General features: G+C 72.7%; 23 protein-coding genes. 14 read left to right on the top strand and 9 right to left on the bottom strand.

Annotation, left to right across the window (positions count from 1 at the left end):
- Nucleotides 1-21: 21 nt before the first annotated feature.
- The 8 genes from ABD419_RS14830 (at nt 22) to ABD419_RS14795 (ending at nt 9,577) form a co-directional block, all read left to right on the top strand.
- A complete protein-coding gene (locus ABD419_RS14830) occupies nt 22-936 on the top strand; it encodes a hypothetical protein (protein WP_344487677.1) in 915 nt (304 codons plus the stop codon).
- A complete protein-coding gene (locus ABD419_RS14825; RefSeq protein ID WP_344487675.1) occupies nt 933-3,200 on the top strand; it encodes a tetratricopeptide repeat protein in 2,268 nt (755 codons plus the stop codon). The genes ABD419_RS14830 and ABD419_RS14825 overlap by 4 nt, the downstream gene beginning before the upstream one ends.
- Before the next feature lie 292 nt (nt 3,201-3,492).
- A complete protein-coding gene (locus ABD419_RS14820) occupies nt 3,493-4,776 on the top strand; it encodes a VWA domain-containing protein (protein WP_344487673.1) in 1,284 nt (427 codons plus the stop codon).
- Nucleotides 4,773-5,573, top strand: coding sequence for an FHA domain-containing protein (locus ABD419_RS14815; protein ID WP_344487671.1), 801 nt, complete (start codon nt 4,773-4,775; stop codon nt 5,571-5,573). The genes ABD419_RS14820 and ABD419_RS14815 overlap by 4 nt, the downstream gene beginning before the upstream one ends.
- Nucleotides 5,570-6,970, top strand: a complete 1,401-nt coding sequence (locus tag ABD419_RS14810; RefSeq protein ID WP_344487669.1) for a hypothetical protein — start codon at nt 5,570-5,572, stop codon at nt 6,968-6,970. Before ABD419_RS14815 ends, ABD419_RS14810 begins: the two co-directional genes overlap by 4 nt.
- The gene (locus ABD419_RS14805) at nt 6,967-7,779 is read left to right on the top strand and encodes a transporter substrate-binding domain-containing protein (RefSeq protein ID WP_344487668.1); all 813 of its coding nucleotides are present in this window, start codon (nt 6,967-6,969) and stop codon (nt 7,777-7,779) included. The genes ABD419_RS14810 and ABD419_RS14805 overlap by 4 nt, the downstream gene beginning before the upstream one ends.
- On the top strand, nt 7,779-9,056 hold the full coding sequence (locus ABD419_RS14800; protein WP_344487667.1) for an MFS transporter: 1,278 nt from the start codon (nt 7,779-7,781) through the stop codon (nt 9,054-9,056). The genes ABD419_RS14805 and ABD419_RS14800 overlap by 1 nt, the downstream gene beginning before the upstream one ends.
- Before the next feature lie 194 nt (nt 9,057-9,250).
- Complete coding sequence (locus tag ABD419_RS14795) at nt 9,251-9,577, top strand: hypothetical protein (RefSeq protein WP_344487666.1); 327 nt, start codon at nt 9,251-9,253, stop codon at nt 9,575-9,577.
- Nucleotides 9,578-9,723: 146 nt separating this feature from the next.
- Here the strand turns inward: ABD419_RS14795 and ABD419_RS14790 are convergent, their stop codons facing one another.
- Together ABD419_RS14790 and ABD419_RS14785 are read right to left on the bottom strand one after the other, a co-directional pair.
- Entirely contained in the window at nt 9,724-9,948 is a 225-nt protein-coding gene (locus ABD419_RS14790) for a hypothetical protein (RefSeq protein ID WP_344487665.1), read from the bottom strand.
- Nucleotides 9,949-10,015: 67 nt separating this feature from the next.
- A complete protein-coding gene (locus ABD419_RS14785) occupies nt 10,016-10,360 on the bottom strand; it encodes a hypothetical protein (protein WP_344487664.1) in 345 nt (114 codons plus the stop codon).
- Nucleotides 10,361-10,597: 237 nt separating this feature from the next.
- Between ABD419_RS14785 and ABD419_RS14780 the strand changes: the two genes are divergently transcribed.
- The 4 genes from ABD419_RS14780 to ABD419_RS14765 all read left to right on the top strand — a co-directional run bounded on the left by ABD419_RS14780 (nt 10,598) and on the right by ABD419_RS14765 (nt 13,362).
- Nucleotides 10,598-11,404, top strand: coding sequence for a helix-turn-helix domain-containing protein (locus ABD419_RS14780; RefSeq protein ID WP_344487663.1), 807 nt, complete (start codon nt 10,598-10,600; stop codon nt 11,402-11,404).
- Complete coding sequence (locus ABD419_RS14775; RefSeq protein ID WP_344487662.1) at nt 11,401-11,736, top strand: DUF397 domain-containing protein; 336 nt, start codon at nt 11,401-11,403, stop codon at nt 11,734-11,736. The genes ABD419_RS14780 and ABD419_RS14775 overlap by 4 nt, the downstream gene beginning before the upstream one ends.
- A gap of 78 nt (nt 11,737-11,814) precedes the next feature.
- Complete coding sequence (locus tag ABD419_RS14770; protein ID WP_344487661.1) at nt 11,815-12,705, top strand: hypothetical protein; 891 nt, start codon at nt 11,815-11,817, stop codon at nt 12,703-12,705.
- Between the two features lie 216 nt (nt 12,706-12,921).
- The gene (locus ABD419_RS14765; protein ID WP_344487659.1) at nt 12,922-13,362 is read left to right on the top strand and encodes a hypothetical protein; all 441 of its coding nucleotides are present in this window, start codon (nt 12,922-12,924) and stop codon (nt 13,360-13,362) included.
- A gap of 58 nt (nt 13,363-13,420) precedes the next feature.
- Here ABD419_RS14765 and ABD419_RS14760 read toward each other — a convergent pair whose 3' ends face one another.
- Nucleotides 13,421-14,293 (bottom strand): ATP-dependent DNA ligase, encoded by an 873-nt coding sequence (locus tag ABD419_RS14760; protein WP_344487657.1) that lies wholly within the window; start codon nt 14,291-14,293, stop codon nt 13,421-13,423.
- Nucleotides 14,294-14,495: 202 nt separating this feature from the next.
- The gene (gene ligD / locus ABD419_RS14755; RefSeq protein ID WP_344487655.1) at nt 14,496-15,404 is read right to left on the bottom strand and encodes a non-homologous end-joining DNA ligase; all 909 of its coding nucleotides are present in this window, start codon (nt 15,402-15,404) and stop codon (nt 14,496-14,498) included.
- Nucleotides 15,405-15,568: 164 nt separating this feature from the next.
- Between ligD and ku the strand changes: the two genes are divergently transcribed.
- Nucleotides 15,569-16,537, top strand: a complete 969-nt coding sequence (ku, locus tag ABD419_RS14750; RefSeq protein WP_344487653.1) for a non-homologous end joining protein Ku — start codon at nt 15,569-15,571, stop codon at nt 16,535-16,537.
- A gap of 20 nt (nt 16,538-16,557) precedes the next feature.
- Here the strand turns inward: ku and ABD419_RS14745 are convergent, their stop codons facing one another.
- The 5 genes from ABD419_RS14745 to ABD419_RS14725 all read right to left on the bottom strand — a co-directional run bounded on the left by ABD419_RS14745 (nt 16,558) and on the right by ABD419_RS14725 (nt 20,362).
- A complete protein-coding gene (locus ABD419_RS14745; protein WP_344487652.1) occupies nt 16,558-16,941 on the bottom strand; it encodes a low affinity iron permease family protein in 384 nt (127 codons plus the stop codon).
- A gap of 81 nt (nt 16,942-17,022) precedes the next feature.
- On the bottom strand, nt 17,023-17,913 hold the full coding sequence (locus ABD419_RS14740) for an alpha/beta fold hydrolase (RefSeq protein WP_425556060.1): 891 nt from the start codon (nt 17,911-17,913) through the stop codon (nt 17,023-17,025).
- The gene (locus tag ABD419_RS14735; protein ID WP_344487650.1) at nt 17,910-18,437 is read right to left on the bottom strand and encodes a DUF4383 domain-containing protein; all 528 of its coding nucleotides are present in this window, start codon (nt 18,435-18,437) and stop codon (nt 17,910-17,912) included. Before ABD419_RS14735 ends, ABD419_RS14740 begins: the two co-directional genes overlap by 4 nt.
- Before the next feature lie 282 nt (nt 18,438-18,719).
- A complete protein-coding gene (locus tag ABD419_RS14730) occupies nt 18,720-19,124 on the bottom strand; it encodes a hypothetical protein (protein WP_344487648.1) in 405 nt (134 codons plus the stop codon).
- A 263-nt stretch (nt 19,125-19,387) separates the two neighbouring features.
- Nucleotides 19,388-20,362: an SDR family NAD(P)-dependent oxidoreductase gene (locus ABD419_RS14725; protein ID WP_344487646.1), complete on the bottom strand. Its 975-nt coding sequence runs from the start codon at nt 20,360-20,362 to the stop codon at nt 19,388-19,390.
- Nucleotides 20,363-20,475: 113 nt separating this feature from the next.
- Here ABD419_RS14725 and ABD419_RS14720 point away from each other — a divergent pair, with 113 nt between their 5' ends.
- Nucleotides 20,476-21,096 (top strand): TetR/AcrR family transcriptional regulator, encoded by a 621-nt coding sequence (locus ABD419_RS14720; protein ID WP_344487644.1) that lies wholly within the window; start codon nt 20,476-20,478, stop codon nt 21,094-21,096.
- The last annotated feature ends 18 nt before the right edge of the window (nt 21,097-21,114 follow it).

Here is a 21,114-nt window from a genome sequence, read left to right as displayed (position 1 = left end):
TTGCAGCGGAAGGAGGTCGGCATGGCACCAGTGGACCGCGACGCGGTGGAGCGGGAGCTCGCCGACCGCCTCGCCGAGCGCGACCGGTTCGCCGCCCGGCTGCTCGACCGCGAGTCCGGCGCCGCGTTCGCCGCCCTGCGGGCCGAAGCCGCGGCACTGCCGAAAGGGCGGTGCGGCTGGGCGCTGCAGCAGTGGGACGCCCTCTGGATCCTGTTCCACGACTGGAGCGGGCGCCTCGCCGAAGTGGCCGCGCTGCGCGACGGGAAGGGGCGGTTCGGCAGGCGCAGCGCCGAGAAGGCCGCGCTGCTGCTCGCCCGCGTGCCCGGCGCGGACCCCTGTTTTCCGTCCGGCCCCCGGAACGCCGAGATGCCGACGGACCGGGCCCTGGAGGTCATGGAACAGGACTTCGGGCGCGTGGGCGACCTCCTGGAGGAGATCGAGGCGGCCATCGCCGCCGCGGGCGACCCCGATCCGCTCGCCGAGCGCATCGACGCCCTGGAGGTCCGCGAGCGGCGCCTCCTCGCCAGGTGGACCGAGACCCGCGAGCGCATCAGTGACCCGCGCGTTCCCGAACCCCTCACCGCCGCAGCGGAACTGCGCGAGCGGCTGGCGGAGATCCCGGGATTCGGCGAGGCCGGCTGGACCGAGACGGCCGTGGCGCGCAAGCGCCTCGGCCGCCGCATCGAGCTGGCCGAGAGCCGGGCCGAGACGGCGTTCGCCGCCTGCAACACGCCGCTCCACATCCGCAACCGGCTCCGCGGTGAGGCCGAGGCCTACCGGGCCCGGGCCGAGCGCACCGGCGCCGACGACGGACCGGCCTTCCGCGAGGCGTGGGCCCGCGCCAAGGCCGTCCTGTGGACCGCCCCCTGCTCGATCCCCGAGGCCCGCACCGCGGTCGACGACCTGGCCGCCCTCGCGAACGGAGACCGCCCATGACCGACCCCTGCCTCCGCTGCGGCGGCGCGATCGACGCCGAAGGCTACTGCGACGACTGCGGCCTCCAGGCGCCGCCCGCCGCGCCGTTCGCCACCGGCCGGATGGCCCCGACCGCCGCCCCGGCCGCCCCGCCGCACCCCGCACCGCCCGCCCGACCCGGCACCTGCGTCCACTGCGGCGGTGCCATCGACGCCGACGGCTACTGCGACGACTGCGGGCTCCGGGCCGCCCCCGCGGCCGCCGCGCCCCCGACGCAGCCCTCCCGGCCCTCGACCTCCTCGCGCCGCAGCGCGGGCCGCCTCGGCACCGGCCTCGCCGACCTGCCCTCGGTGCCGGTCACCGACCCCGTCTCCGCGCTCATGACCGATCCCGCCGTGCCCCAGGCGGACCGGCGCTGCGCCAACGGCCACCGGCTCGACCACGTGGACCGCCCGAAGGGCTTCTGCCCCGAGTGCGGCGCCGGGTTCGACTTCACGCCCGCGCTCAAGCCCGGCGACCTCGTCGCGGGCCAGTACGAGATCCGCGGGTGCCTCGCGCACGGCGGCCTCGGCTGGATCTACCTCGCCGCGGACCGGAACCTCGACGGCAAGTGGGTCGTACTCAAAGGACTGCTCAACACCACCGACCCGGCCGCGCTCGCCGCCGCCGAGGCCGAGCGGCGCTACCTCATCGCCGTCGACCACCCCGGGATCGTCAAGATCCACAACTTCGTGCAGCACCGCGACGCCCGCGACGGCACCCTCTCGGGCTACCTCGTCATGGAGTACATCGGCGGCGTCTCCCTCGGCGACCAGCTCCGCGCCCGCCTGGGCCGGCGCGAGGGCGCGATGCCGCCGGAGTGGGCGATCCCGTGCGTCCTCGAAGCCCTCGCCGCCTTCGGCCACCTCCACGACGCCGACATGGTCTACTGCGACCTCAAGCCCGCCAACCTCATCCAAGTGGGCGACCGCATCCGCCTCATCGACCTCGGCGCGATGCGCCGCATCGGCGACACCGGCGGCGACGTCTGGGGCACCATCGGCTACCAGGCCCCCGAGGTCACCGGCGACCGCTTCCCCGACGTCGCCTCCGACCTCTACACGGTCGGCCGCACCCTCGCCGTCCTCACCCTCGCCTTCAGCCCGGCCGTGCGCGGCGCGGCCGGGACGATCGTCTCCGCGCCGCTCCCGGCCCGCCCCGACGGCTTCGACGAGTCCCTGTACCTGCTCCTCGAACGCGCCTGCCACCCCGACCCCGGCTCCCGCTTCGCCACCGCCGCCGACATGGCCGACCAGCTCACCGGCGTGCTCCGCCAGATCCGCGCGGGCATCGACGGCACGCCGTTCCCGGCCGTCTCCGCCCACTTCGGACCCGAGCGCGGGGCCTACGCCAGCGCCGTGAGCGCCGACCCCGACCGGATCCTGGCCCCGGCCGCCCCGGTGCAGGCCCGGCGGCTCCTGCCCGCCCCGCTCACCGATCCGTCCGACCCGGCGGCCGTGGCGCTCGCCGCGCTCGCGGCCGAGCCGGCCGAGACCGCGCTGCCGCTGGTGGAGGCCCTGCCGCGCACCGCCGAGGCCCGGCTCGCGCAGGTGCGGCTCGCGGCCGAGACCGGCTCGGAGCGCACCGATCCGCTCCTGGTCGAGGCCGCCGACGAGCTCGGCGGGGACTGGCGCCTGGACTGGTACCGGGGCATGGCCGCGCTCGGCGACGCCGACCGGATGCCGGACGCCGCGTACTGGTTCTCGCGCGTGCGGGCGCACCTGCCCGGAGAGCTGGCCCCCTTGCAGGCCTTGGCGATCTGCGCCGAACCGGCGGGCGGGGCCGAGCACCACGCGCGGGTGTGGCGCACCGACCGCGCGTACACCAGCGCCGCCTTCGGCCTGGCGCGCGCGAAGGGCGACTTCGCGGCGCTGGAGGCGGTCCCGGCCTCGTCGTCGAGCCACGCCGCCGCACGGCAGGCCCTGCTCGCGCGGCTCGTCAGGGACCCGGACGCCACGCTCGCCGACCTCAAGCGCGCCGCCGCCCTCCTGGAAGGACTGACCACACTGGACCGAGCCGAGGCGGACCTCCTGGAGGCCGAGCTGTGGCGCGCGGCCGCGGACGTGCTCGACGACGACGGCCCCGACCCGCAGACGCTCCTGTACGGCGTGCCGTTCACCTCCGAGGCGGTCGGCTCCGCCCGGGAGGCGGTGCTGCGCCGCATTGCCGGGAGGGTCCCTTCGCAGCGCGTGCGCTGGTGGGTGGTCGGCGAGGCCAACCGGGTCAGACCCAGGACATGGCTGTGAGCGCCGCGAACGGGCCCGCCGCGCCGGCCCGCACGCCGACCCTCCGGCCGCGCGGCTCCGGTGCGCCCGGTACTTGCCCGCCGGGCGCACCGGCCGGGCCGCCGAGCCGGACGCTCAGGCGGCGTCCCGCTGATGGGCCCGCCGCCGCGGTTCACGCGCATCGACCTCGGCGGGGTGCTCGCGGCCCCGCGCTCGCACCGGCGGGGGCCCGTTCCAAGCCACGGCGGGTCCGCCCCGCCCGCCGGGCCGCACCGCCGCCCCTCCGCCCCGCTTCTCACGAGAGGAACCCCCGATGACCGACGCCACCGCCTTCACCCTCACCGTGGACCAGAACAAGTTCGTGCCGCCCGGCACCGCCGAGATGGCGGCCGTGCTGAGCGTGGAATGCCAGACCGGCGGCACCGCCGCCGCCGAGGTCGCCGAGGTCATCGTCATCGACCGCTCCCCGTCGATGGGCGGTCCCAAACTCGAGGAGGCCAAGCGCGCTGCCAAGGCCGCCGTCGAGGCCCTCCGCGAGGACGCCCACTTCGCGATCGTCGCCGGCGGCCACGACGCGAGCCAGCTCTACCCCGGCAACGGCCGCCTCGCCACGGCGATCCCCAAGCACCGCAGGGCGGCCGCGCTGGCGATCGACCGCATGCAGCTCGGCAACCTCACCTACACCGGGGTGTGGCTGCGCTGCGCCGCCGACCTGCTCGCCACCCGCCCCGGCGCGATCGGCCACGTGCTGCTCCTCACCGACGGCATGGTCAACCAGGACGCCCACTCCTACGGCGCCGACCTCGACTACTGCGAGGGCAGGTTCGCCTGCGACGCCGTGGGCATCGGCGTCGACTGGGACCCCGACCAGCTCAAGCAGATCGCCGACCGCTTCCACGGCACCCGCGCCTTCATCGAGGACCTCGCCGACCTCACCGACCACTTCACCGAGGTCTGCGGCAAGGCCATGGGCCGGGCCTACGGCGAGGTCGCGATCCTCGTGAAGACCCCCGCCGACGTCTCGGTGGCCTCGCTCCGCCAGGTCTACCCGACCCTCCAGGACCTCGGCGGCCACCGCCGCGACCTCGACGGCCGCAGCGCACTGTTCTCCTTGGCGGCGTGGGGCACCGAGACCCGCGAGTACATGCTGGAGGTGGCGGCCCCGGCCTGGCGGGTGGGGGAGGAGATCCGCGCCGCGCAGGTCCTCGTCGTGCAGGGCGCCGGCAGCGAGGTGCTGGCCCGCGCCAACGTCCTCATGTGCTGGACCGACGACCCGGTGCTGAACACCGAGGTCAACGCCAAGGTCGCCGTCCACACCGGGCAGGTGCGGCTCGCCGAGCACGTGCGCACCGGCCTCGCCGCACTCCGCGCCGGCGACCCGCCCACCGCGACCCGCCACCTCGCCACCGCCCGCACCCTCGCCGAGGAGGCCGGCAACCGGGCCACCGCCCGCCTCATCGAGCGCATCATCGACTTCGACCCCGGCACCGGCACCGCCCGCCTCAAGCAGGGCGTCACCGAGGCCGACCGGCTCCAACTCGACGTCGGCACCGACGTCACCGTCCGCACCCCGACCTCGCGAACGGAGCGCACATGACCGTCACCTGCCCGAGCTGCGCCCACGAGTCCGCCGACACCGAGTGGTGCGACAACTGCGGCCGCCCCCTCACCGGCGGCGACCCGGCCCTGCCGCTCCACGCCACCGGCCCGATCCTGCCCCCGCCCCGCTGCCCCGCCTGCGCGGAGCGCCAGCTCGGCCGCTTCTGCCAGGCCTGCGGCTACGACTTCGCGGGCGACGCCGGACCGACCCCGATCAGCGGCCACACCACGCTCGCCCCCGACGCCGCCCCCGCCCTCGACGCCGACGCCGACCGCGACCCGGCTGACGCCGGCCAGGACCCTGACCGCGACCCGGCGGCCCGGGACCAGGCCGCCCCCGACCCCGACCCCGCCCGCCCCCAGGACCCCGCGCCACCCGCGCCCGACAGCGGCTTCGAAGTCCTCGTCAGCGCCGACCGCGAGTTCTACGACCGGCTCGCCGCGCACCCCGGCGGCGATTCGCTCCCCTTCCCGCCCTACGCCCCCGACCGCAGGATCCCGCTGCGCGGCGACCACGTGCGCATCGGGCGCGGCAGCCGCGACGGAGGCGACCGCCCCGAGGTCGACCTCTCCTCGCCCCCGGCCGACATCGGCGTCTCGCACCTCCACGCCGTGCTCATGCGCACCTCCGACGGGTGGTCCATCGTGGACCTAGGCTCCTACAACGGCACCCGCCTCGGCGGCCGCCGCCTCGAAGCCAACGTGCCCGTGCCCCTCCCCGAAGGCACCGTCCTCCACCTCGGCGCCTGGACCGCCATCCGTCTGCGCCGCACCGGAAAGGACGACCAGCGATGAGCCACACCCCCGTCATCGCCCGCCCCCGCCCCGACGGCGACCCGCTCGCCACCCGGCTCGACCTCGCCCACCGCACCGCCTCCCCGCCCCGCCTCCTCATCCGCGCCGTCGCCGCCGTCGCGGCCCTCGCCGCCATGCTCACCGCGCTCGCCGTGGCCGCCGCCGCGGCCAACGACGCCCTCGACGTCATCGGCCACGAAGCCGGACCCCAGGTCGTCGCCACCACCGACCTCTACTTCGCGCTCTCCGACGCCGACGCCCAGGTCGCCACCCTCCTGCTCCTCGGCACCTCCGACGCCACCGCCACCGCGGCCGCCGAGACCCGCTACGCCCAGCGCCGCGGCGAGATCGCCGCCGCCCTCCTCGAAGCCCACCGCCTCGCCGGCGACGACGCCGCCCAGCGCACCACCATCGAAGCGGTCATGGAGCACTACGGCGAGTACGAGCAGCTCGCCGCCGAAGCCCTCCTCCTCGCCGACCAGGCCGCCTACCCCCAAGGCCAGGCCCCGCCCGAGGTCGTCGCCGCCTACCGCGAGGCCGGCGACCTCATGAGCGGGCGGCTCCTTCCCCTGTCCTACAACCTCACCCTGGAGAACGCCACCGCCGTCCGCGAGGCCTACGACCGCTCCGAGAACCGCATCGGCACCGGCCTCCTCGTGGTCGCCGTCGCCGGACTCACCGCCCTCGCCGCCCTCGTCTGGCTCCAGCTCCACATCGCGCGCGGCTTCGGCCGCGTCTTCAACCCCTCCCTCCTCGTCGCCACCGCCGTCTGCCTCCTCTACCTCGGCACCGGCCTCGCCGTCCTCACCGCCGAGCAGTCCGCCCAGGAGACCGCCAAGGAGGACGGCTTCGACAACGCCCTCTCCCTCGCCCGCGCCAACGCCGTCTCCAACGCCCTCTACGTCGACCAGGTCCGCTTCCTCCTCGACACCGAACGCGCCGACATCTACGAGCAGACCCTCCTCGACAAGGCCCAGTCCCTCCACTACGAGGAGGCCGGCAACCTCGACGAGTACCGCGACCTCGTGGCCGCCGCCTGGACCGACCCGGCCGGCGTCCCCGCCGGCACCGCCGGACTCCTCTCCGACGGCTTCACCGACTCCACCGCCGCCTGGGACGCCGCCCGCGCCTGGCAGTCCCTCATGGACGCCGACGCCGCCATGCGCACCGGCACCGGCACCGAAGGCGAACGCCTCGCCTCCGTCAGCGCCGCCTACGACGCCTACGACACCGCGCTCGCCGCCCTCTCCGAAGAGCACCTCGACACCTTCCGAGCCGGCATCGAGGACGGGGAGCAGGCCATCGCCGACTTCGCGTTCCTCCTGCCCGCCGCGATGGTCTCCCTGGCCGCCTTCACCTTCACCGGCATCGCGCCCAGACTCAGGGAGTTCCGATGAGACGCGCCGCGCCCCTGCTCGCCGCCGCGCTCGCCCTGCCGCTCACCGCGGCCGGCTGCGCCGCCGACGACCGCTCCATACTCGACGCCGACGTCCTCCGCGTCGCCATCCAGGCCGACCAGCCCCTCATCGGCTGGGAAGGCGAGGACGGCGAGTACGAGGGCTACGACGTCGACACCGCCCGGTACATCGCCGACCGCCTCGGCAAGGACATCGAGTGGGTCCCCGTCCTCACCGCCGACCGCGAGACCGTGCTCCTCGAAGACCGCGCCGACATCACGATCGCCTCGTTCTCCATCACCCAGGAACGCAAGCGGCACATCGACTTCGCCGGCCCGTACATGATCGCCCACCAGGACCTCCTCGTGCGCGCCGACGACACCTCTATCACCGCGCTCGCCGACATCGAGGGCCGCCGCCTGTGCTCCACCCGCGGCTCCAACGTCGCCGACCGCATCACCGTCGAGCACGGCGTCTCCGCGATCCCCGTCGAGGCCGAGGACTCCATCGACTGCCTGGAGATGCTCATCGACGGCCGCGTCGACGTCATCGCCACAGACGACCGCATCCTCGCCGGCCTCGCCTGGCAGTCCGGCGGCCAGGCCCGCCTCGTGGGCGCCGGCTACTCCGAGGAGCGCCTCGGCATCGGCATGCAGCCCGGCGACACCGCCGGCTGCGAGGCGATCAACCGCGCGATCACCGACATGTACGCCGACGGCACCGCCGAACTCCTCATGCAGCAGTGGTTCGCCCCCGCCGGCATGGACCTCTCCTCGATCCCCATCCCCCAGTTCGAAGGATGTGAATGATGGCCGCCCTCACCGCCGCCCCCGCGGGCACCGCCCGCTCGCCCCGCGCCGTCATCGCCGCCTGCGCGGTCGGCACCTCGCTGGAGTGGTACGACTTCTTCCTCTACGGCACCGCCGCCGCGCTCGTCTTCGGCCCGCTGTTCTTCCCCTCCGCCTCCCCGGCCGCCGGCACCCTCCTCGCCTTCGCCACCTACGGCATCGGCTTCGCCGCCAGACCCATCGGCGGCATTCTCTTCGGCCACATGGGCGACCGCGTCGGCCGCCGCAACGTCCTCGCCGTCTCCCTGCTCCTCATGGGCATGTCGACCTTCCTCATCGGCATCCTGCCCACCTACAACAGCATCGGTCTCGCCGCGCCGATCATCCTCGTCCTGCTCCGCTTCCTCCAGGGCCTGAGCCTCGGCGGCGAATGGGGCGGCGCGGTCCTCCTCTCCATCGAGCACGACCGCCGCGACCGCTGGGGCGCGGCCGCCGCCTGGGTCCAGTTCGGCGTCCCCGCCGGGAACCTCCTCGCCGCGGGCGTGCTCGCCGGCTCGAACCTCGTCCTCAGCGACGAGGCCTTCATGACCTGGGGCTGGCGCCTCGCGTTCCTGGTCTCGGCCCTGCTCGCCCTGGTGGGCCTGTGGATCAGGAGCAACGTCGCCGAATCGCCCCTGTTCGCCTCCATCCGCGCGGTCCCCTCCAACCCGCTCGGCGAGGTCTTCCGCACCCACAAGCGCGCGCTGGCCTCGGCGTTCCTCACCCGCATCGGCGTCGACGTGGCCTTCTACGTCTTCACCCTGTACCTCATCACCTACCTGACGGGGATCGTCGGCGTGAGCCAGGACGTGGGCCTCGGCGCGGTGCTCGCCGGATCGGCCGTGCAGCTGGTGCTCATCCCGTGGTTCGGGCGCCTCTCGGACCGCATCGGCCGCGCGAGCATCATGTTCGCCGGAGCGATCGCCGCCGGGATCTGGGTCTGGATGTTCTTCCCGCTCCTCGACACCGACTCGACCGCGCTCATCGTGGTGGCCGTGATCGGCGCCCTCATCGCCCACGCGGCCATGTACGCGCCCCAGGCCGCCTTCATCGCCGAACGCTTCGAGACCCGCGTGCGCTACTCGGGCACCTCCCTCGGCTACCAGCTCGCCGGCATCCCCGGCGGCGCCCTCGCGCCGCTTGTCGCCATCGCCCTCTACCGGGTGAACGGCACCGACGCGATCGCCCTGTACACCACTGCGGCCCTTGGCATCACACTCATCGGCCTCATCATGGCCCCCGAACCCGCCGCGAAGTAGCGCCGCCGTCGGCCCCTCGATCGGCGTTCCCGCCGCTGGTCCGCCGCTGTTCCGCCTGGTACGCGACGCCTCCCGCCGCCAGACTGATCTCGGCGGCGGCCCGCACCGATCGACCCGCGTCGGGTCCCTCGGCCGGGCCCCGAACGCCGCCCCGCGCCGGCACCAGGCGCGACCCTTGCAGCGGAAGGAACGCGATGTCCATGAACAGTGCCCTCAAGAGGAACGCGCGACGGGTCTCGGCCGTGCTCGCCGGCTTCGCGATGGCGGCGACCATCACCGGGCTCACGGTCACCGGCACCGCTTCGGCGGCCCCGGCCCCGGCCCAGACCGAGACGACCGCGACCGCCTCCGGCGACTACGCGGCGGCCCGGGGCACGTACTACATGACCTTCAGGACCTCCACCCGGTGCCAGGAGGTGGCCGACTGGCTGTGGACCTTCGACGGCATCACCGACACCTGGTGCCTGCAGGGCAACGCCATGGGGACCGTCTGGCACGTGTACTACGAGGGCCGCCTCTAGAACCGGCCTGCGGCTCATCGCCGCACCGGACCGCCCAGAGGCACAACGCCGAACGGGCCCGACCGAAGTCGGGAACGGGCCCGGTGCTGTCACAGGGGCCGGCCGATCCTCCACCCAGGATCGGCCGGCCCCTCGCCGCACCGGAATCAGGTGTTCCGGGGGCGGGCTATCAGCTCGCGGGCGCGATCGAGGATCCAGCCGCACCACTCGTCGCCGCGCCAGGCGCCCCGCCACTCGGGAACGGGGTCGGGCTCGTCCACGAACCGGCAGATCTCGCGCGGTCCCGCGCCGTCGTTGCACTCGATCCGGTACTCGGGCGGCCCGAGCGGATGCCCGCCCGACTCGACCCCGATGCGAAAGAGCGCGAACACCGCAGGGCCCCTTCTGAAATCGCCGAGCCAGCCGTCCCGGTCCGGGTGCGGCTCGGCGGCGGCTCCCTCACCCGTCACAGAACCGCACCTGTCCCGGTCGGCCGTCGTCGGTCCCGCGCTCGCCGAGCCGCAGGCCGTTGTAGAAGACCTGGTATGCCGCATCCTCCACCCAGACCTTCCAGTCGGGCGCGAAGCTCCGCCAGCCCTGGCCCCAGGTCGCATGCAGCCGACCGGTGTTCAGCCCCGAGACGATCAGCACGATGTCCGCCGCATTCCCGTCTGCCGAGACCTGGAACGAGTCCGGCGCGTCCGCACTCGACGCCCGGACCGTGAAATTCGTGTGCCCGTCGCTGAACCGCCCTCGTTCGAGCCGGCTCGGGCCCGGATCGTCTCCGCCGTATGAGATCACCATCGCGCTTCCTCCACTTCAGACCCCTTGTGGGCCGCATCTACCGCCCGCGATGGATCGAGGTTAGGACGGGGGAGCAGCCTCCACAAGAGCGAATCGCCTGGTAGAGGGTGGGGCAGTTGAGCAGGGCCACAATGCATCGGCAGTAATGACCGGCAGTAATGATCGGCAGTTTGGCGTGCATAACTGCCGACTGTTTCCGACCGTTGTGAATCCGCCGAAAGCTGTGATAATGAACGGATGGCGACCGAATCAGAACTTCTCGTGATCGTCGGCCGTGGCTTGCGGAAGCATCGCGATCGGGCCGGAAAGAGCACCAACGACCCGGAGGCTTGCGCGATCGTCGGATCGTCGAGGTCGCTCAAGCGGGTAGAACAGGGGATCAGGACACGCGTCAACTTCTCGCAGATCGGTCGGCTCTGCGACTACTACGGGGCGCCACCCCAGGTGAAGTACGAGATGGAGCGTCTGTGGCGCTTGGCAGACGCGAAAATCTGGGCGCAGACCAGCCATGCGGTCGCGAACTCAGGGTGGGACTCGTATCTAGAGTTCGAGCGGATGGCAGTCGGTCTCCAGCAATACGAATCGCAGTTCCCGCCTGGGCTGGCGCAGACCGAACGCTTCATGCAGCGACTGTTCGAGAAGGGCGGCGAGGACCCCGGGAGGATCCCGAGCCTCATCGAGGAGCGACTTCATCGGCAAGGCGAGTTCGTGGCTCGGCTGGGTACCACGGTCTGGACGATTCTGCTAAGCGAGGCCGCTCTGCACAACGGGTGCGATGGCGAGCAGATCAACCGCATGCTGGAGCTCGATGAGCACGAGAACGTCACCTTCAAGTACCTGCCGTTCTCGGAGGGACCGTATCCGAAGATGCGGATGCCCTTCTCCCTACTATCCTTGAGAGATCACCGGAACCCCAGCATCGTCTATCTGGAGAGCCCCTACGAGTTCCGCTTCTATGAGAAGCCCGACGCGGTGGGGATGTACAGCCAGATTTTCGAAACGGGGGTTCTTCAAGCCAAGTCTCTGAAGGAGTTCCGTCGATGAGCCAGGATGGGTGGCGCAAGTCGAGCCGGAGTGATGGCTCAGCAAACAGCAACTGCGTCGAGGCACGGGTGGCTCCCTGGCGGAAGTCGAGCCGGAGTGATGGCTCAGCAAACAGCGACTGCGTCGAGGCCCGCCCCGCTGCTGTCGGCTTCCAGGTCCGGGACAGCAAGCTCGGCGAAGGTTCTCCGATCTTCGACCTCCACACGGCCGACTTCACCGGACTGCTTCGCGCAGCGGGCCGTTCGTTAGATCCACGACCGAGACGAGGGGCGCTCCCGCCGGGAGCGCCCCTCGCTCGTTCATGCCGGTGTCCCGCCGCCGAACCGCCTTGATACCCCTTCGATCGGCCGCGAGGATGATCCCGGCCGGACGTGACTCGTCCGGCCGCATCCTTCGAAGGGAACCGCCACATGAGGGCACGAAGCCCCCTGGGGCCGCTCGTTGCGGCTGCGCTCCTGGTCGCCGCCGGCTGCTCCGGCGACACCGGACGCGAGTTCACCGCAGCCGAGCAGGCCATCGTCGACCGCTTGGGCGAGACACCGAGCGCGGAGACCGACCCTGCGGAGACCGAGGCGGCGCGGAACGAGTTCGTCGCCGAGTGCATGGCCGAAGACGACCTGGAGTACCTCGGGCCCGCCGAGGCCCTGTCGATGACCGAATGGCTCGGGCTCACTGACGAGCAGTTCGCGGCCGAATACGGGTTCGGGCACTCGACGACCATCGACCTCTCCAGAGCCTACGAGGACTTCGTGTACGCCACCGCCGAGGAGCAGCGGGCCGCGTTCGAGGCCCTGCCCGCCGACGACCGCGATAGGTACCGGCCGAGCGAACTCGGTTGCCTCGAACGGTCCTACGGCGAGTTCGGCTTCCCCGCCGACGGAAACGTGTACCTGCCCAACGACTCCCCGATCAACGAGTACATCGAGCAGGCCTCCGCGGCGACGGCCGACGATCCGCGGCTCGCCGAAGCCACCGAGGCGTGGTCGAACTGCATGGCCGAGCAGGGATACGACTTCGCGAACCGCGACGACATGGGCTTGCCGCTGCAAGAGGAGGCCCAGACGTTCATCGAGGCCTACGGGACCCAGGGCCAGCCCTTGATCGACGCCGGTCAGACCTGGGCGGACCTGCGCGTCGCCGACGTCCTCGACGCCGACCAGACTGCCGCCCTTGAGGGACTGCAACAGCGGGAGCTCGCCGCCTCGGCGGCCCATGAGCTCTGTATCGACGAGGGGCACGACATCGAAGCGACCTACGCCGAGGTCTACGACGTGCGCCTGGCCGAACTCGTCCGATCCTGACGCGCGGCACCCCTGCCGCCGGAAGCAGCGCCCTGACCCGCTGAGCCGGGGCGCTGCTCCCGGCCGTGCCGCGGGACTTCCTGCCACCCGCCGCTTCGCGCCCGACCCGCCGGTCTCCCGCCGGTCCACCGCCTCGCGAATCCCCTTCCAGGACAGAAGAATCGAGATGCTCGTGGGTGCTTCCGCCCACCAGATCCGATCCCGAGAGGACCGCATATGCGACCACTGAAGCGCACTACCGTCACACGCGGGCTGGCCCTGGCCGCCGCGTCGGCGTTCGCCGCCCTGGGCACCGTGCTCGTCTCCTCCGCCCCCGCTGAGGCCGCCTGCAACGGCCAGGCCAACGGCTACACGATCACCCGCTACCACGGTTCGACCGCTGTCGCACAGGAGCGCCAGGTCACCGGCACCTGCGACGGCAACGGCTACTACTCGGGCCAGCTCCGCGACATGGTGCAGGGAGACGGCTTCACCGCGAAGGTCCGGTTCAAGGAGGGGAGCTTCAACGAGGTCGTGTTCCTCACCGGAAGCATCACCTGGCAGGGCTACACCTACACGGAGAAGACCCCCGACTCGGCGACGAGCTACGCGTCCATGCAGGTCTACACGGACCCGGACCGCCGCCCCGACCTGTACTCCGTCAACACGGGCTTCTGACGCCTGAGCGAACGCGCCCGGCCGCGGGCACGCCCGCGGCCGGGCGCCAGGTGCGTTCCTAGCCGAGCTGGTCGAACCGGGCCCGCACGAACTTCGGCTGGCGCAGCCGCCCGTCCGGGCGACGGGACGCGGCGGTGACCTCCACCTGGAGGTCCGGGCGCACCCACTGGACGCCCTCGGGCGCGTCCGCCACCTCGACGGGCGGGTCGTGGGCGGCGAGCGGTTCGAGTGCGGGGAGCACGTCGGTATCGGCCGTGCAGCGGCCGCGGTACTCCAGCCCGGCGGGAGTCCGCTCGGCGAGCAGCAGCGAGACCTTCCCCGAAGGGGTGCGCAGCCACCCGGCGACCACGGTGTCGATGACGTTGGCGTGCCGCTCCTTGATCCACAGCCGGGACCGCCCGCTCACGTACGGGCTGTTGAGCTTCTTGGCGACGACCCCTTCGAGTCCGTGGGCGAGGCTGGTCGCCTCCACGGTGAGCCGGTCGTCCGACCACGGCGGCACCGCCCAGCGCTCGCCGTCGAGGCCGATGCCGTCGAGGGTCACGCGGCGGTGCACGTACGGCTCCGACCGCAGGTCCTTGCCCCGGTAGCGGAGCACGTCGAAGACGAGCACGGTCGCGGGGAGCGACACCGACAGGCGCTCGACCTTCGCGGGGTCGGCGCGGAGGCGGCGCACGGCGGCGCTGAAGTCGGGGAGCGTGTCGGCGAAGACGGTGAGCTCGCCGTCCAGCACCGCATCGCCGATGTCGGCGATCTCGGCGAGTTCGGGGAACTTGGCCGTGACGTCGGTGCCGTGCCGCGTGAGCAGCCGCCAGGACCCGCCGCCGGTCTCGCAGAGCACGCGGACGCCGTCCCACTTGAACTCGTACGCCCAACCGCTCGCCGTGGGCAGCGGCCCGGCGGTCGCCAGCATCGGTGCGGGCAGGTCCATCGACCGAGCCTATGACCGGAACGCGAAGTGCGTTTGCGTATCGACCGGAAACCGCCCGAGCGGACGGCTGCCGCCCTCGCGGCGACCGCCGCCGACAGCACCCCCCCAGTCCGCGGCCCGTCCCAGAGACCGCCTACGCGGCGAGCGAAGGACCTCGGCCTCCGCCGCGGCACCGACTGCCGCCCGCCGGCGCCCCGCCCGTTCAGTCGAGCGCGTCGAGCCGGTCGCTCACCGCCCCGGCGTCGGCCGCCTCGCGGTCCATGTCCGCCCAGGGGTCCTGCTTGCGCGCGAGGCGGCGGCGGATCGCGGCCGTCGTGTACCCGTTCGGCACCGACCTGCCCAGCTCGTTCCAGTCCAGCGGGGTCGCGACGGCCGCGCCGGGCCGGGCGCGCACCGAGTACGGGGCGATGAAGGTCTGGGCGCGGCCGTTGCGGTTGGCGTCGAGGAATACGCGGTTCCCGCGCTTGTTCTTGCGGAACGCGGTCGTCAGCAGCTCGGGGTCGTCGGCGGCCAGGTGCGCGGCGAGGCGCCCGGCCAGGTCGCGCACGAACGTGAAGTCCCGGCTGCGGTCCAGCGGCGCCACCACGTGGTAGCCGCGCCCGCCCGTGGCCTGGAGGTACGGGGTGAGCCCGACCTCGGTGTAGAGGTCGCGCGCGCGGCGGGCGACCGAGCGGAGGGCCGGGAGCGGGGTGCCGTCGGGCGGGTCGAGGTCGATGACGAGCCGGTCGGGGCGGTCGATGCGGTCCGCCCGCGCGGGCCAGACGTGGAACTCGATCGCGGACAGGTTCGCGAGGTACAGCAGGGTCGCGGTGTCGTCGCAGACGGCGTACCGGCCGCTGCCCGGGCTGTGCTTGTGGGGGACCTCGACCGTGCGGATCCAGTCGGGGAAGTGGTCGGGCGCCTCCTTCTGGAAGAACCCCTCGCCGCCGATCCCGTGCGGGAACCGCAGCAGCGTGAGTGGGCGGCCCGCCAGGTGCGGGAGCATCGCCTCGGAGACCGCGAGGTAGTGCACGAGCAGGTCGTCCTTGCTCACGTGGTCCTCGGGGAACAGCTCCTTGTCGAGCTTCGACAGCGCGATGTCGTGCCCGTCCACGTGGATGGTCGGCGCCATGCCCGCCCCGCATTCCCGGCTCGGCGCGCCCCTCGCGCCGTCGATCCGCCCGTCGTTCCCGCCGCGGTGCGCGGCGGTCGGTCCTGCCGCCAGTCTCCTCCCTGAAAACACGAGAAGATGACATATCTCGGTTCCGAGGCGCTCCGCGGTGTCATGCTGTGGTCATGCCAGGGGGGATTTGGAGCGGAACGATCGCGTTCGGACTGGTGAGCATCCCGGTGAAGCTCCACACCGCGACCAGCAGCCACGACCCGGCGCTGCACCAGTATCACGCCGAGGACGCCGGGCGGATCCGCTACTGGAAGGTCTGCGAGATCGACGAGGAGGTCGTGCCGCCCGCCGAGATCGTCAAGGGCGTCGAGGTCGGCGACGAGGTCGTGCTCATCGACGACGAGGACCTCGCCGACCTGCCCGTCAGCTCCTCCAAGACCGCAGACGTCGTCGAGTTCGTGCCCGCCGAGCAGATCGACCCCATCCACTACGAGAAGTCCTACTACGCCGAGCCCGGCGACGGCGCCGAGAAGCCCTACGTGCTCCTGCGCCAGGCGCTCATCGACTCGGGCAAGCTCGCGATCGTGCGGATCACGCTGCGGCGCAGGGAGACCCTGGCCGTGCTGCGGCCCCGCGACGACCTCCTCGTCATCCACACCATGCTCTGGCCCGACGAGATCCGCAAACCCCAGTTCACCGCCGCCGCGGGAGAGGCCCGCAAGCAGGAGCTCGCGATGGCCGCCACCCTCATCGACTCCATGACCGCCGACTTCAACCCCGAGGACTACACCGACGCCTACCAGGAGGCCCTCGCCGACCTCATCGAGGCGAAGGCCGCCGGACGCTCCACCCCGGGGAAGCAGGAGAAGGCCGCGCCGAAGGCCAAGGTCATCAACCTCATGGACGCGCTCCAGAAGAGCGTCGACGCGAAGGGCGCCAAGGGCCGCACCGCGCAGCAGGCCGCCAAGAAGACCACGGCAAAGAAGACCACCGCCAAGAAAGCCGCGGCCAAGAAGACCACGGCCAAGGCCGCCAAGAAGACCGCGCGCAAGGCCGCCGCCAAGAAGACCACCGCCCGCAAGAGCACCGCCAAGACGACCGCGGCCAAGAAGACCGCCGCGAGCAGGCGCAAGAGCGCCTGACCGCAGACGCTCCCGCCACCTCAGACGCTCTCGTTCTCCTCCAGGCCCACGGCCCGGCGCAGCTCGTCGCGGCGGCGGCGCATCTCCTCCGGGGTCTCGTCGTCGGAGAGCCGGTCCATGATGTCAGCGAGCCCGCCCGCGACTGCGTTCAGCTTGTGCTGGAGCGCCGCCTCGTTCCGGGTCTCGCTGTTCTGGAGCAGCGCCACCGTCAGGAACGTGATCACCGTGGTCACCGTGTCGATGAGCAGGTGCCAGGTCAGCTTGTCGAACACGAAGAACGTGGGCGCCCAGATCAGCACCAGCAGCACGCAGAACGCGAAGTACCCCGGCCTGCTCGTGAGCTTCGAGGCCAGGGACGAGAACCGGTCGAACCGGCCCACGTTCCCGTCGACGTCGGACGGCATCGTGGCCGTCTCCTTCTCGGATGCTTGCGGGGTATCGCTCATCCCTGAACATGCCCGGCGGCGGACCCGGTAAACGGCCGCTCAGTGCGGGCGCACGGCTTCGAGGAACGCGTGCAGCGCCCCGGCCGTCTGCGACGGCGCCTCCTCCGCCATGTGGTGCCCCGAGTCGATCACCGCCGCGCGCACCGGGAGCGCGCACCACGGCGCCCAGACCGCGGCCGGGTCCCCGTACAGCTCCTCCATGTCGTCGAAGCGCGACCACATCGCCAGCACCGGCGCCTGGACGACCCCGCCCGCGGCCCGGTCCTCCGCGTCGTTCTCAAGGTCTCGCGTGAGCCCGGCCCGGTAGTCCTCCAGCATCGCCCGCACCGTGCGCGGATCGGCGACCGCCGCCACCGCGTCCGCGTAGTTCTCCGGACCCATCGCGGCCTCGTCGAACCCGTACCAGGCCAGCGGGTCGGCGGTGATCACGCGCTCGGCGTGCGGCGACGCGCCGTAGAAGAACCAGTGCCACCACCGCGCCGCGAACTTCGCGTCGGCGCGCTCCAGCGCCTCCAGGATCGGCACCCCGTCGCAGACCGCGAGCGCCGCGACCCGGTCGGGGAAGTCCATCGCGGTCCGGAACGCCGCGTACGCGCCCCGGTCGTGCCCGACCACGGCGAACCGCTCGTGGCCCAGGACCGACATGAGCCCGGCGACGTCGGCCGCCATCGCCCTGTCGGAGTACAGCAGGTGCTCGGCGTCCGGCTCGGGCTTCGAGGAGCGGCCGTAACCGCGCAGGTCCGGGCACACCACGAAATACCCGGCGGCGGCCAGCGCCGGAGCGACCCGGTACCAGGTCGCGTGCGTGCGCGGATGCCCGTGCAGCAGCACCACGGCCGGCCCCGCGCCCCCGGAGCGGCCGTGCAGCACCACGCCGGGCGTCACCTTGAGGTCCCACTCCTCGAACCCGGGGAACCAGCCGCCGCTCAACGGGCCGCGCCGCGGTTCGTCTCGCCGAAGTCGCCCTCGCCGCGGGCCTCGCTCTCGCGGGGGAGGCGGCGGTGCAGGACCACGCCCAGGACCACCATCACGATGCCCAGGCCCAGGTGGAGCAGGCCGGTCGCCCAGTTGCTCCCGAGGAAGTTCCCGGCCCCGGCCGCGTCGGTGAACAGCCCGTACAGGCCCAGGAGGGCGAACACCACGCCGCCGCCGATCAGCGTGCGCCGCGCGGCGCCGGCCATCCACGACATGATGAAGCCCAGCACACCGAAGGCCAGGTGCAGCAGGTTGGTGAGCACCGAGATCCCGAAGACGCCGAACAGCTCGGCCGAGCCGTCCGACCCGGCGAACGCGATCCCGGAGTACCCGGGCGTCACGAGGGGCACGAAGCCCAGTACGCCGATCAGGAGGAAGAACCAGGAGACCACGCTCAGCCCCTGCTGGACGGCGGTCGTGCGCCGCCGCTCGGCCTCCCACCAGTGGCGGCCGGTCGTCGACATCGGTCGTGCGTTCATGGCGGGCCCCTCTCTGTGCGTCCCCTCCGGGTACCCGCTTGCCGCGCGATGACACCCCGTCACGCACCGAGCGCGCCGAGCAGTCCGGTTCAGGCGTGAACGCCGTCCGCTTCCGGCGCCGGGCGGCCCGCCGCGAGTGTTCGTTTCCGCATCGAGGCCGGCTCGCTGCAGGCAGGCCCGCTTCAGGGCGCGGCGAGGCCGCCTCCGGACCCGGGAACGCAACGAGGGGCCGGCCGCTCGCGCGGTCGGCCCCCTCGTTTCTCCTGGGGCGGATTCGGATCGCTAGGCGTTCATCGCCTCGTCGATCTTGCGGGCCATGTCCTCCATGACCGGGCTCGGGCCGCCGCGGTGCGCGCGGTTCGCCGACGCCACGACGATCCCGATCAGGTTCCGGAACTCCTGCGCCTCGGCCGGGTCGCGGCTCTCCAGGAGCTTCACCGACTCGGTGATCGCGGGGAAGACCTGGTCGGCGAGCTCGGCGGTGGACTTGCCCTTCAGCTTCGCGCCCTTGGCGCTGGCGACGACGCGGCCGACGGTGCCGGTCGCGGCGACGAGCGCCAGCGAGGACTCGGTGCCGATCTTGTGCGCCGACCCGGCGATCCCGGCGGCGGACATGAGGGAGACGGCGCCCCACGCGGCGGTGCGGATGACGGTCTCGTCGGCGGGGGAGAGGGTGACGTTCGACATTTCGGTGCTCCTTCAAGCGGTTCGTTTCTCGGCGGTTCGCCTTGATGAAGCAACTATCGGGGGCCGCCCTGACAGCGCACTGATATCCGGCTGACAACCGCTGACAACCGCTGATGGCATCCCTCGCATGCGCATTGACCTGCGGTTTCGCTTGGCATGTGGCCCGCCCGGTTCGCATCCGCCGCGCGGGCGGGGGAGCACCGCCGCCCCGGACCTCCGGGCCGGCGCCCTCGGCCGCGCCGGCCCGCGTACCGCCCGGCCCGCTACGCCTTGTCGAGCTCGGCCGCGATCATGGCCTCGATCGCCTCGCGCCCCTGGGTACCCAGCGCGGCCCCGAGCGCGGCCGCGAGTTTATCGAAGGGGTCCTCCAGCGGGAGTCCGGCGAGGGCGTCGCCGAGTTCGGCCGCCGTCCACGGGCCGCCCTCCTTCGTCACGTGCTCCCCGAGCGACCAGCCGTTCGAGGCGAGGACGGTGGTGCCGCGGATCGAGAGGACCTGGCCCGTGAACGCGCAGTCGGGACCGGCCAGATAGGACACGAGCGGGGCGACCATCGCGGGGTCCTTCGGGTCGGGGCCGTCGGCGGGCGCCTCGTCCATGCCCGGCACGCCGTGCGTGAGCCGGGTGCGGACCATCGAGGGCGCGACGCAGTTGACGCGCACTCCCAAGCGCCCCAGTTCGAGCGCGTGGACCGTGGTGAGCGCCGCGACGCCCGCGTTCGCCGCCGCGTAGTTCGACTGGCCCGGCAGCGAGTTGTACAGGCCCGAGCCCGAGGCGGTGTTCACGATCGCGCGCGGGGTGCGCTCGCCGGCGTCCCACGCCCGGCGCCAGTGCGCGGCCGCCCAGCGGCTGACCGCGAAGGCGCCCTTGAGCTTCACGGCGACCACGTCGTCGAACTCGGCCTCCTCGAGCCGTTCGAGTCCCTTGTTGACCTCGGTGGCGGCGTTGTTGACCACCGCGTGGAGGTCGCCGAACTCGGCCACCGCCCGCGCCACCATCCGCTCGGCGTCGTCCCAGTCGGCGACGCTCCCGTGGTCGGCGACCGCGCTGCCGCCGGCCGCGGTGATCTCCTCGACCACCGCCTGCGCAACGCCCGCGTCCCCGCCGCGGCCGTCGACGCCCACGCCCGGGTCGTTGACGACCACGTTCGCGCCGAGCGAAGCCAGGTGCAGCGCCTCCGCGCGCCCGATGCCCCGGCCCGCGCCGGTCACCAGGACCGTGCGCCCTTCCAGACTGCTCATCGCATGCTCCTTCCGTCCGCGCCCTCGCGCGATCGATGCACTGAGTATATGAGTATACCGAGTGCACTTATATTCCGGGTGCATCGATATCCGGGCTGCACTATGCTGACCGGGTGCCGGAGGAGTCGGGGCGCCGCGAGCGCAAGAAGCAGCAGACCAGGCAGACGCTCATCGCCACGGCCGCAAGGCTGTTCGAGGAGCACGGCTACGAGGCGACGGGCGTCGCCGCCATCGCCGAGGCCGCCGACGTCTCCAAGCGCACCTTCTTCCTCCACTTCCCCACCAAGGAGGACGTGCTCCTCAGCGACGGCCGTGCCCGCCTCGACCTGGCGCTGCGGGTCATCGAGGACCGCGCCCCCGGCGCGCCGCTGCGCGAGGTCCTGGCCGCCTCGCTCGCCGCGATGATCGACGACACCGCCGCCCGCGACCTGCCCTCGGGCATGGCCGCACTCCGCGCCCGCCTCATCGCCGAGTCGCCCGCCGTCCAGGCCCGCGTGCTCCACACCGCCTTCGCCGGCCAGGCCCGCATCGCCGACGCCCTGGTCGACGCCTATCCCGACGTCCTCGACCGCACCAGCGCCGCCGCCGTCCTGGGTGCCCTCGTCGGCGCCGTCAGCGCCGCCGCCATCGCGAGTCTGAGCGCCGGCGACGGCCAGGCCGAGACCGCCGACGCCATGCGCCGCGCCGCCGCGATCGCACTCGGCGCACTCGACACCCTCGACCCGCCCGCGTAGACCGCCCTCGGCGACCGG

The organism is Glycomyces endophyticus, assembly GCF_039531525.1.
Lineage (GTDB): Bacteria > Actinomycetota > Actinomycetes > Mycobacteriales > Micromonosporaceae > Glycomyces > Glycomyces endophyticus.
Note: the sequence above shows the minus strand (reverse complement) of the source record. Positions and strands in the feature narration are given on the sequence as shown.

What these genes read in the sequence shown, in the direction of transcription:
- ABD419_RS14820 (WP_344487673.1), top strand. Translation starts at nt 3,493, where the DNA reads ATGACCGACGCCACCGCCTTCACCCTCACCGTGGACCAGAACAAGTTC.
- ABD419_RS14785 (WP_344487664.1), bottom strand. Translation starts at nt 10,360, where the DNA reads ATGGTGATCTCATACGGCGGAGACGATCCGGGCCCGAGCCGGCTCGAA.
- ABD419_RS14815 (WP_344487671.1), top strand. Translation starts at nt 4,773, where the DNA reads ATGACCGTCACCTGCCCGAGCTGCGCCCACGAGTCCGCCGACACCGAG.
- ku (WP_344487653.1), top strand. Translation starts at nt 15,569, where the DNA reads ATGCCAGGGGGGATTTGGAGCGGAACGATCGCGTTCGGACTGGTGAGC.
- ABD419_RS14745 (WP_344487652.1), bottom strand. Translation starts at nt 16,941, where the DNA reads ATGCCGTCCGACGTCGACGGGAACGTGGGCCGGTTCGACCGGTTCTCG.
- ABD419_RS14725 (WP_344487646.1), bottom strand. Translation starts at nt 20,362, where the DNA reads ATGAGCAGTCTGGAAGGGCGCACGGTCCTGGTGACCGGCGCGGGCCGG.
- ABD419_RS14830 (WP_344487677.1), top strand. Translation starts at nt 22, where the DNA reads ATGGCACCAGTGGACCGCGACGCGGTGGAGCGGGAGCTCGCCGACCGC.
- ABD419_RS14735 (WP_344487650.1), bottom strand. Translation starts at nt 18,437, where the DNA reads ATGAACGCACGACCGATGTCGACGACCGGCCGCCACTGGTGGGAGGCC.
- ABD419_RS14775 (WP_344487662.1), top strand. Translation starts at nt 11,401, where the DNA reads ATGAGCCAGGATGGGTGGCGCAAGTCGAGCCGGAGTGATGGCTCAGCA.
- ABD419_RS14780 (WP_344487663.1), top strand. Translation starts at nt 10,598, where the DNA reads ATGGCGACCGAATCAGAACTTCTCGTGATCGTCGGCCGTGGCTTGCGG.
- ligD (WP_344487655.1), bottom strand. Translation starts at nt 15,404, where the DNA reads ATGGCGCCGACCATCCACGTGGACGGGCACGACATCGCGCTGTCGAAG.
- ABD419_RS14770 (WP_344487661.1), top strand. Translation starts at nt 11,815, where the DNA reads ATGAGGGCACGAAGCCCCCTGGGGCCGCTCGTTGCGGCTGCGCTCCTG.
- ABD419_RS14730 (WP_344487648.1), bottom strand. Translation starts at nt 19,124, where the DNA reads ATGTCGAACGTCACCCTCTCCCCCGCCGACGAGACCGTCATCCGCACC.
- ABD419_RS14795 (WP_344487666.1), top strand. Translation starts at nt 9,251, where the DNA reads ATGTCCATGAACAGTGCCCTCAAGAGGAACGCGCGACGGGTCTCGGCC.
- ABD419_RS14800 (WP_344487667.1), top strand. Translation starts at nt 7,779, where the DNA reads ATGGCCGCCCTCACCGCCGCCCCCGCGGGCACCGCCCGCTCGCCCCGC.
- ABD419_RS14765 (WP_344487659.1), top strand. Translation starts at nt 12,922, where the DNA reads ATGCGACCACTGAAGCGCACTACCGTCACACGCGGGCTGGCCCTGGCC.
- ABD419_RS14760 (WP_344487657.1), bottom strand. Translation starts at nt 14,293, where the DNA reads ATGGACCTGCCCGCACCGATGCTGGCGACCGCCGGGCCGCTGCCCACG.
- ABD419_RS14825 (WP_344487675.1), top strand. Translation starts at nt 933, where the DNA reads ATGACCGACCCCTGCCTCCGCTGCGGCGGCGCGATCGACGCCGAAGGC.
- ABD419_RS14805 (WP_344487668.1), top strand. Translation starts at nt 6,967, where the DNA reads ATGAGACGCGCCGCGCCCCTGCTCGCCGCCGCGCTCGCCCTGCCGCTC.
- ABD419_RS14810 (WP_344487669.1), top strand. Translation starts at nt 5,570, where the DNA reads ATGAGCCACACCCCCGTCATCGCCCGCCCCCGCCCCGACGGCGACCCG.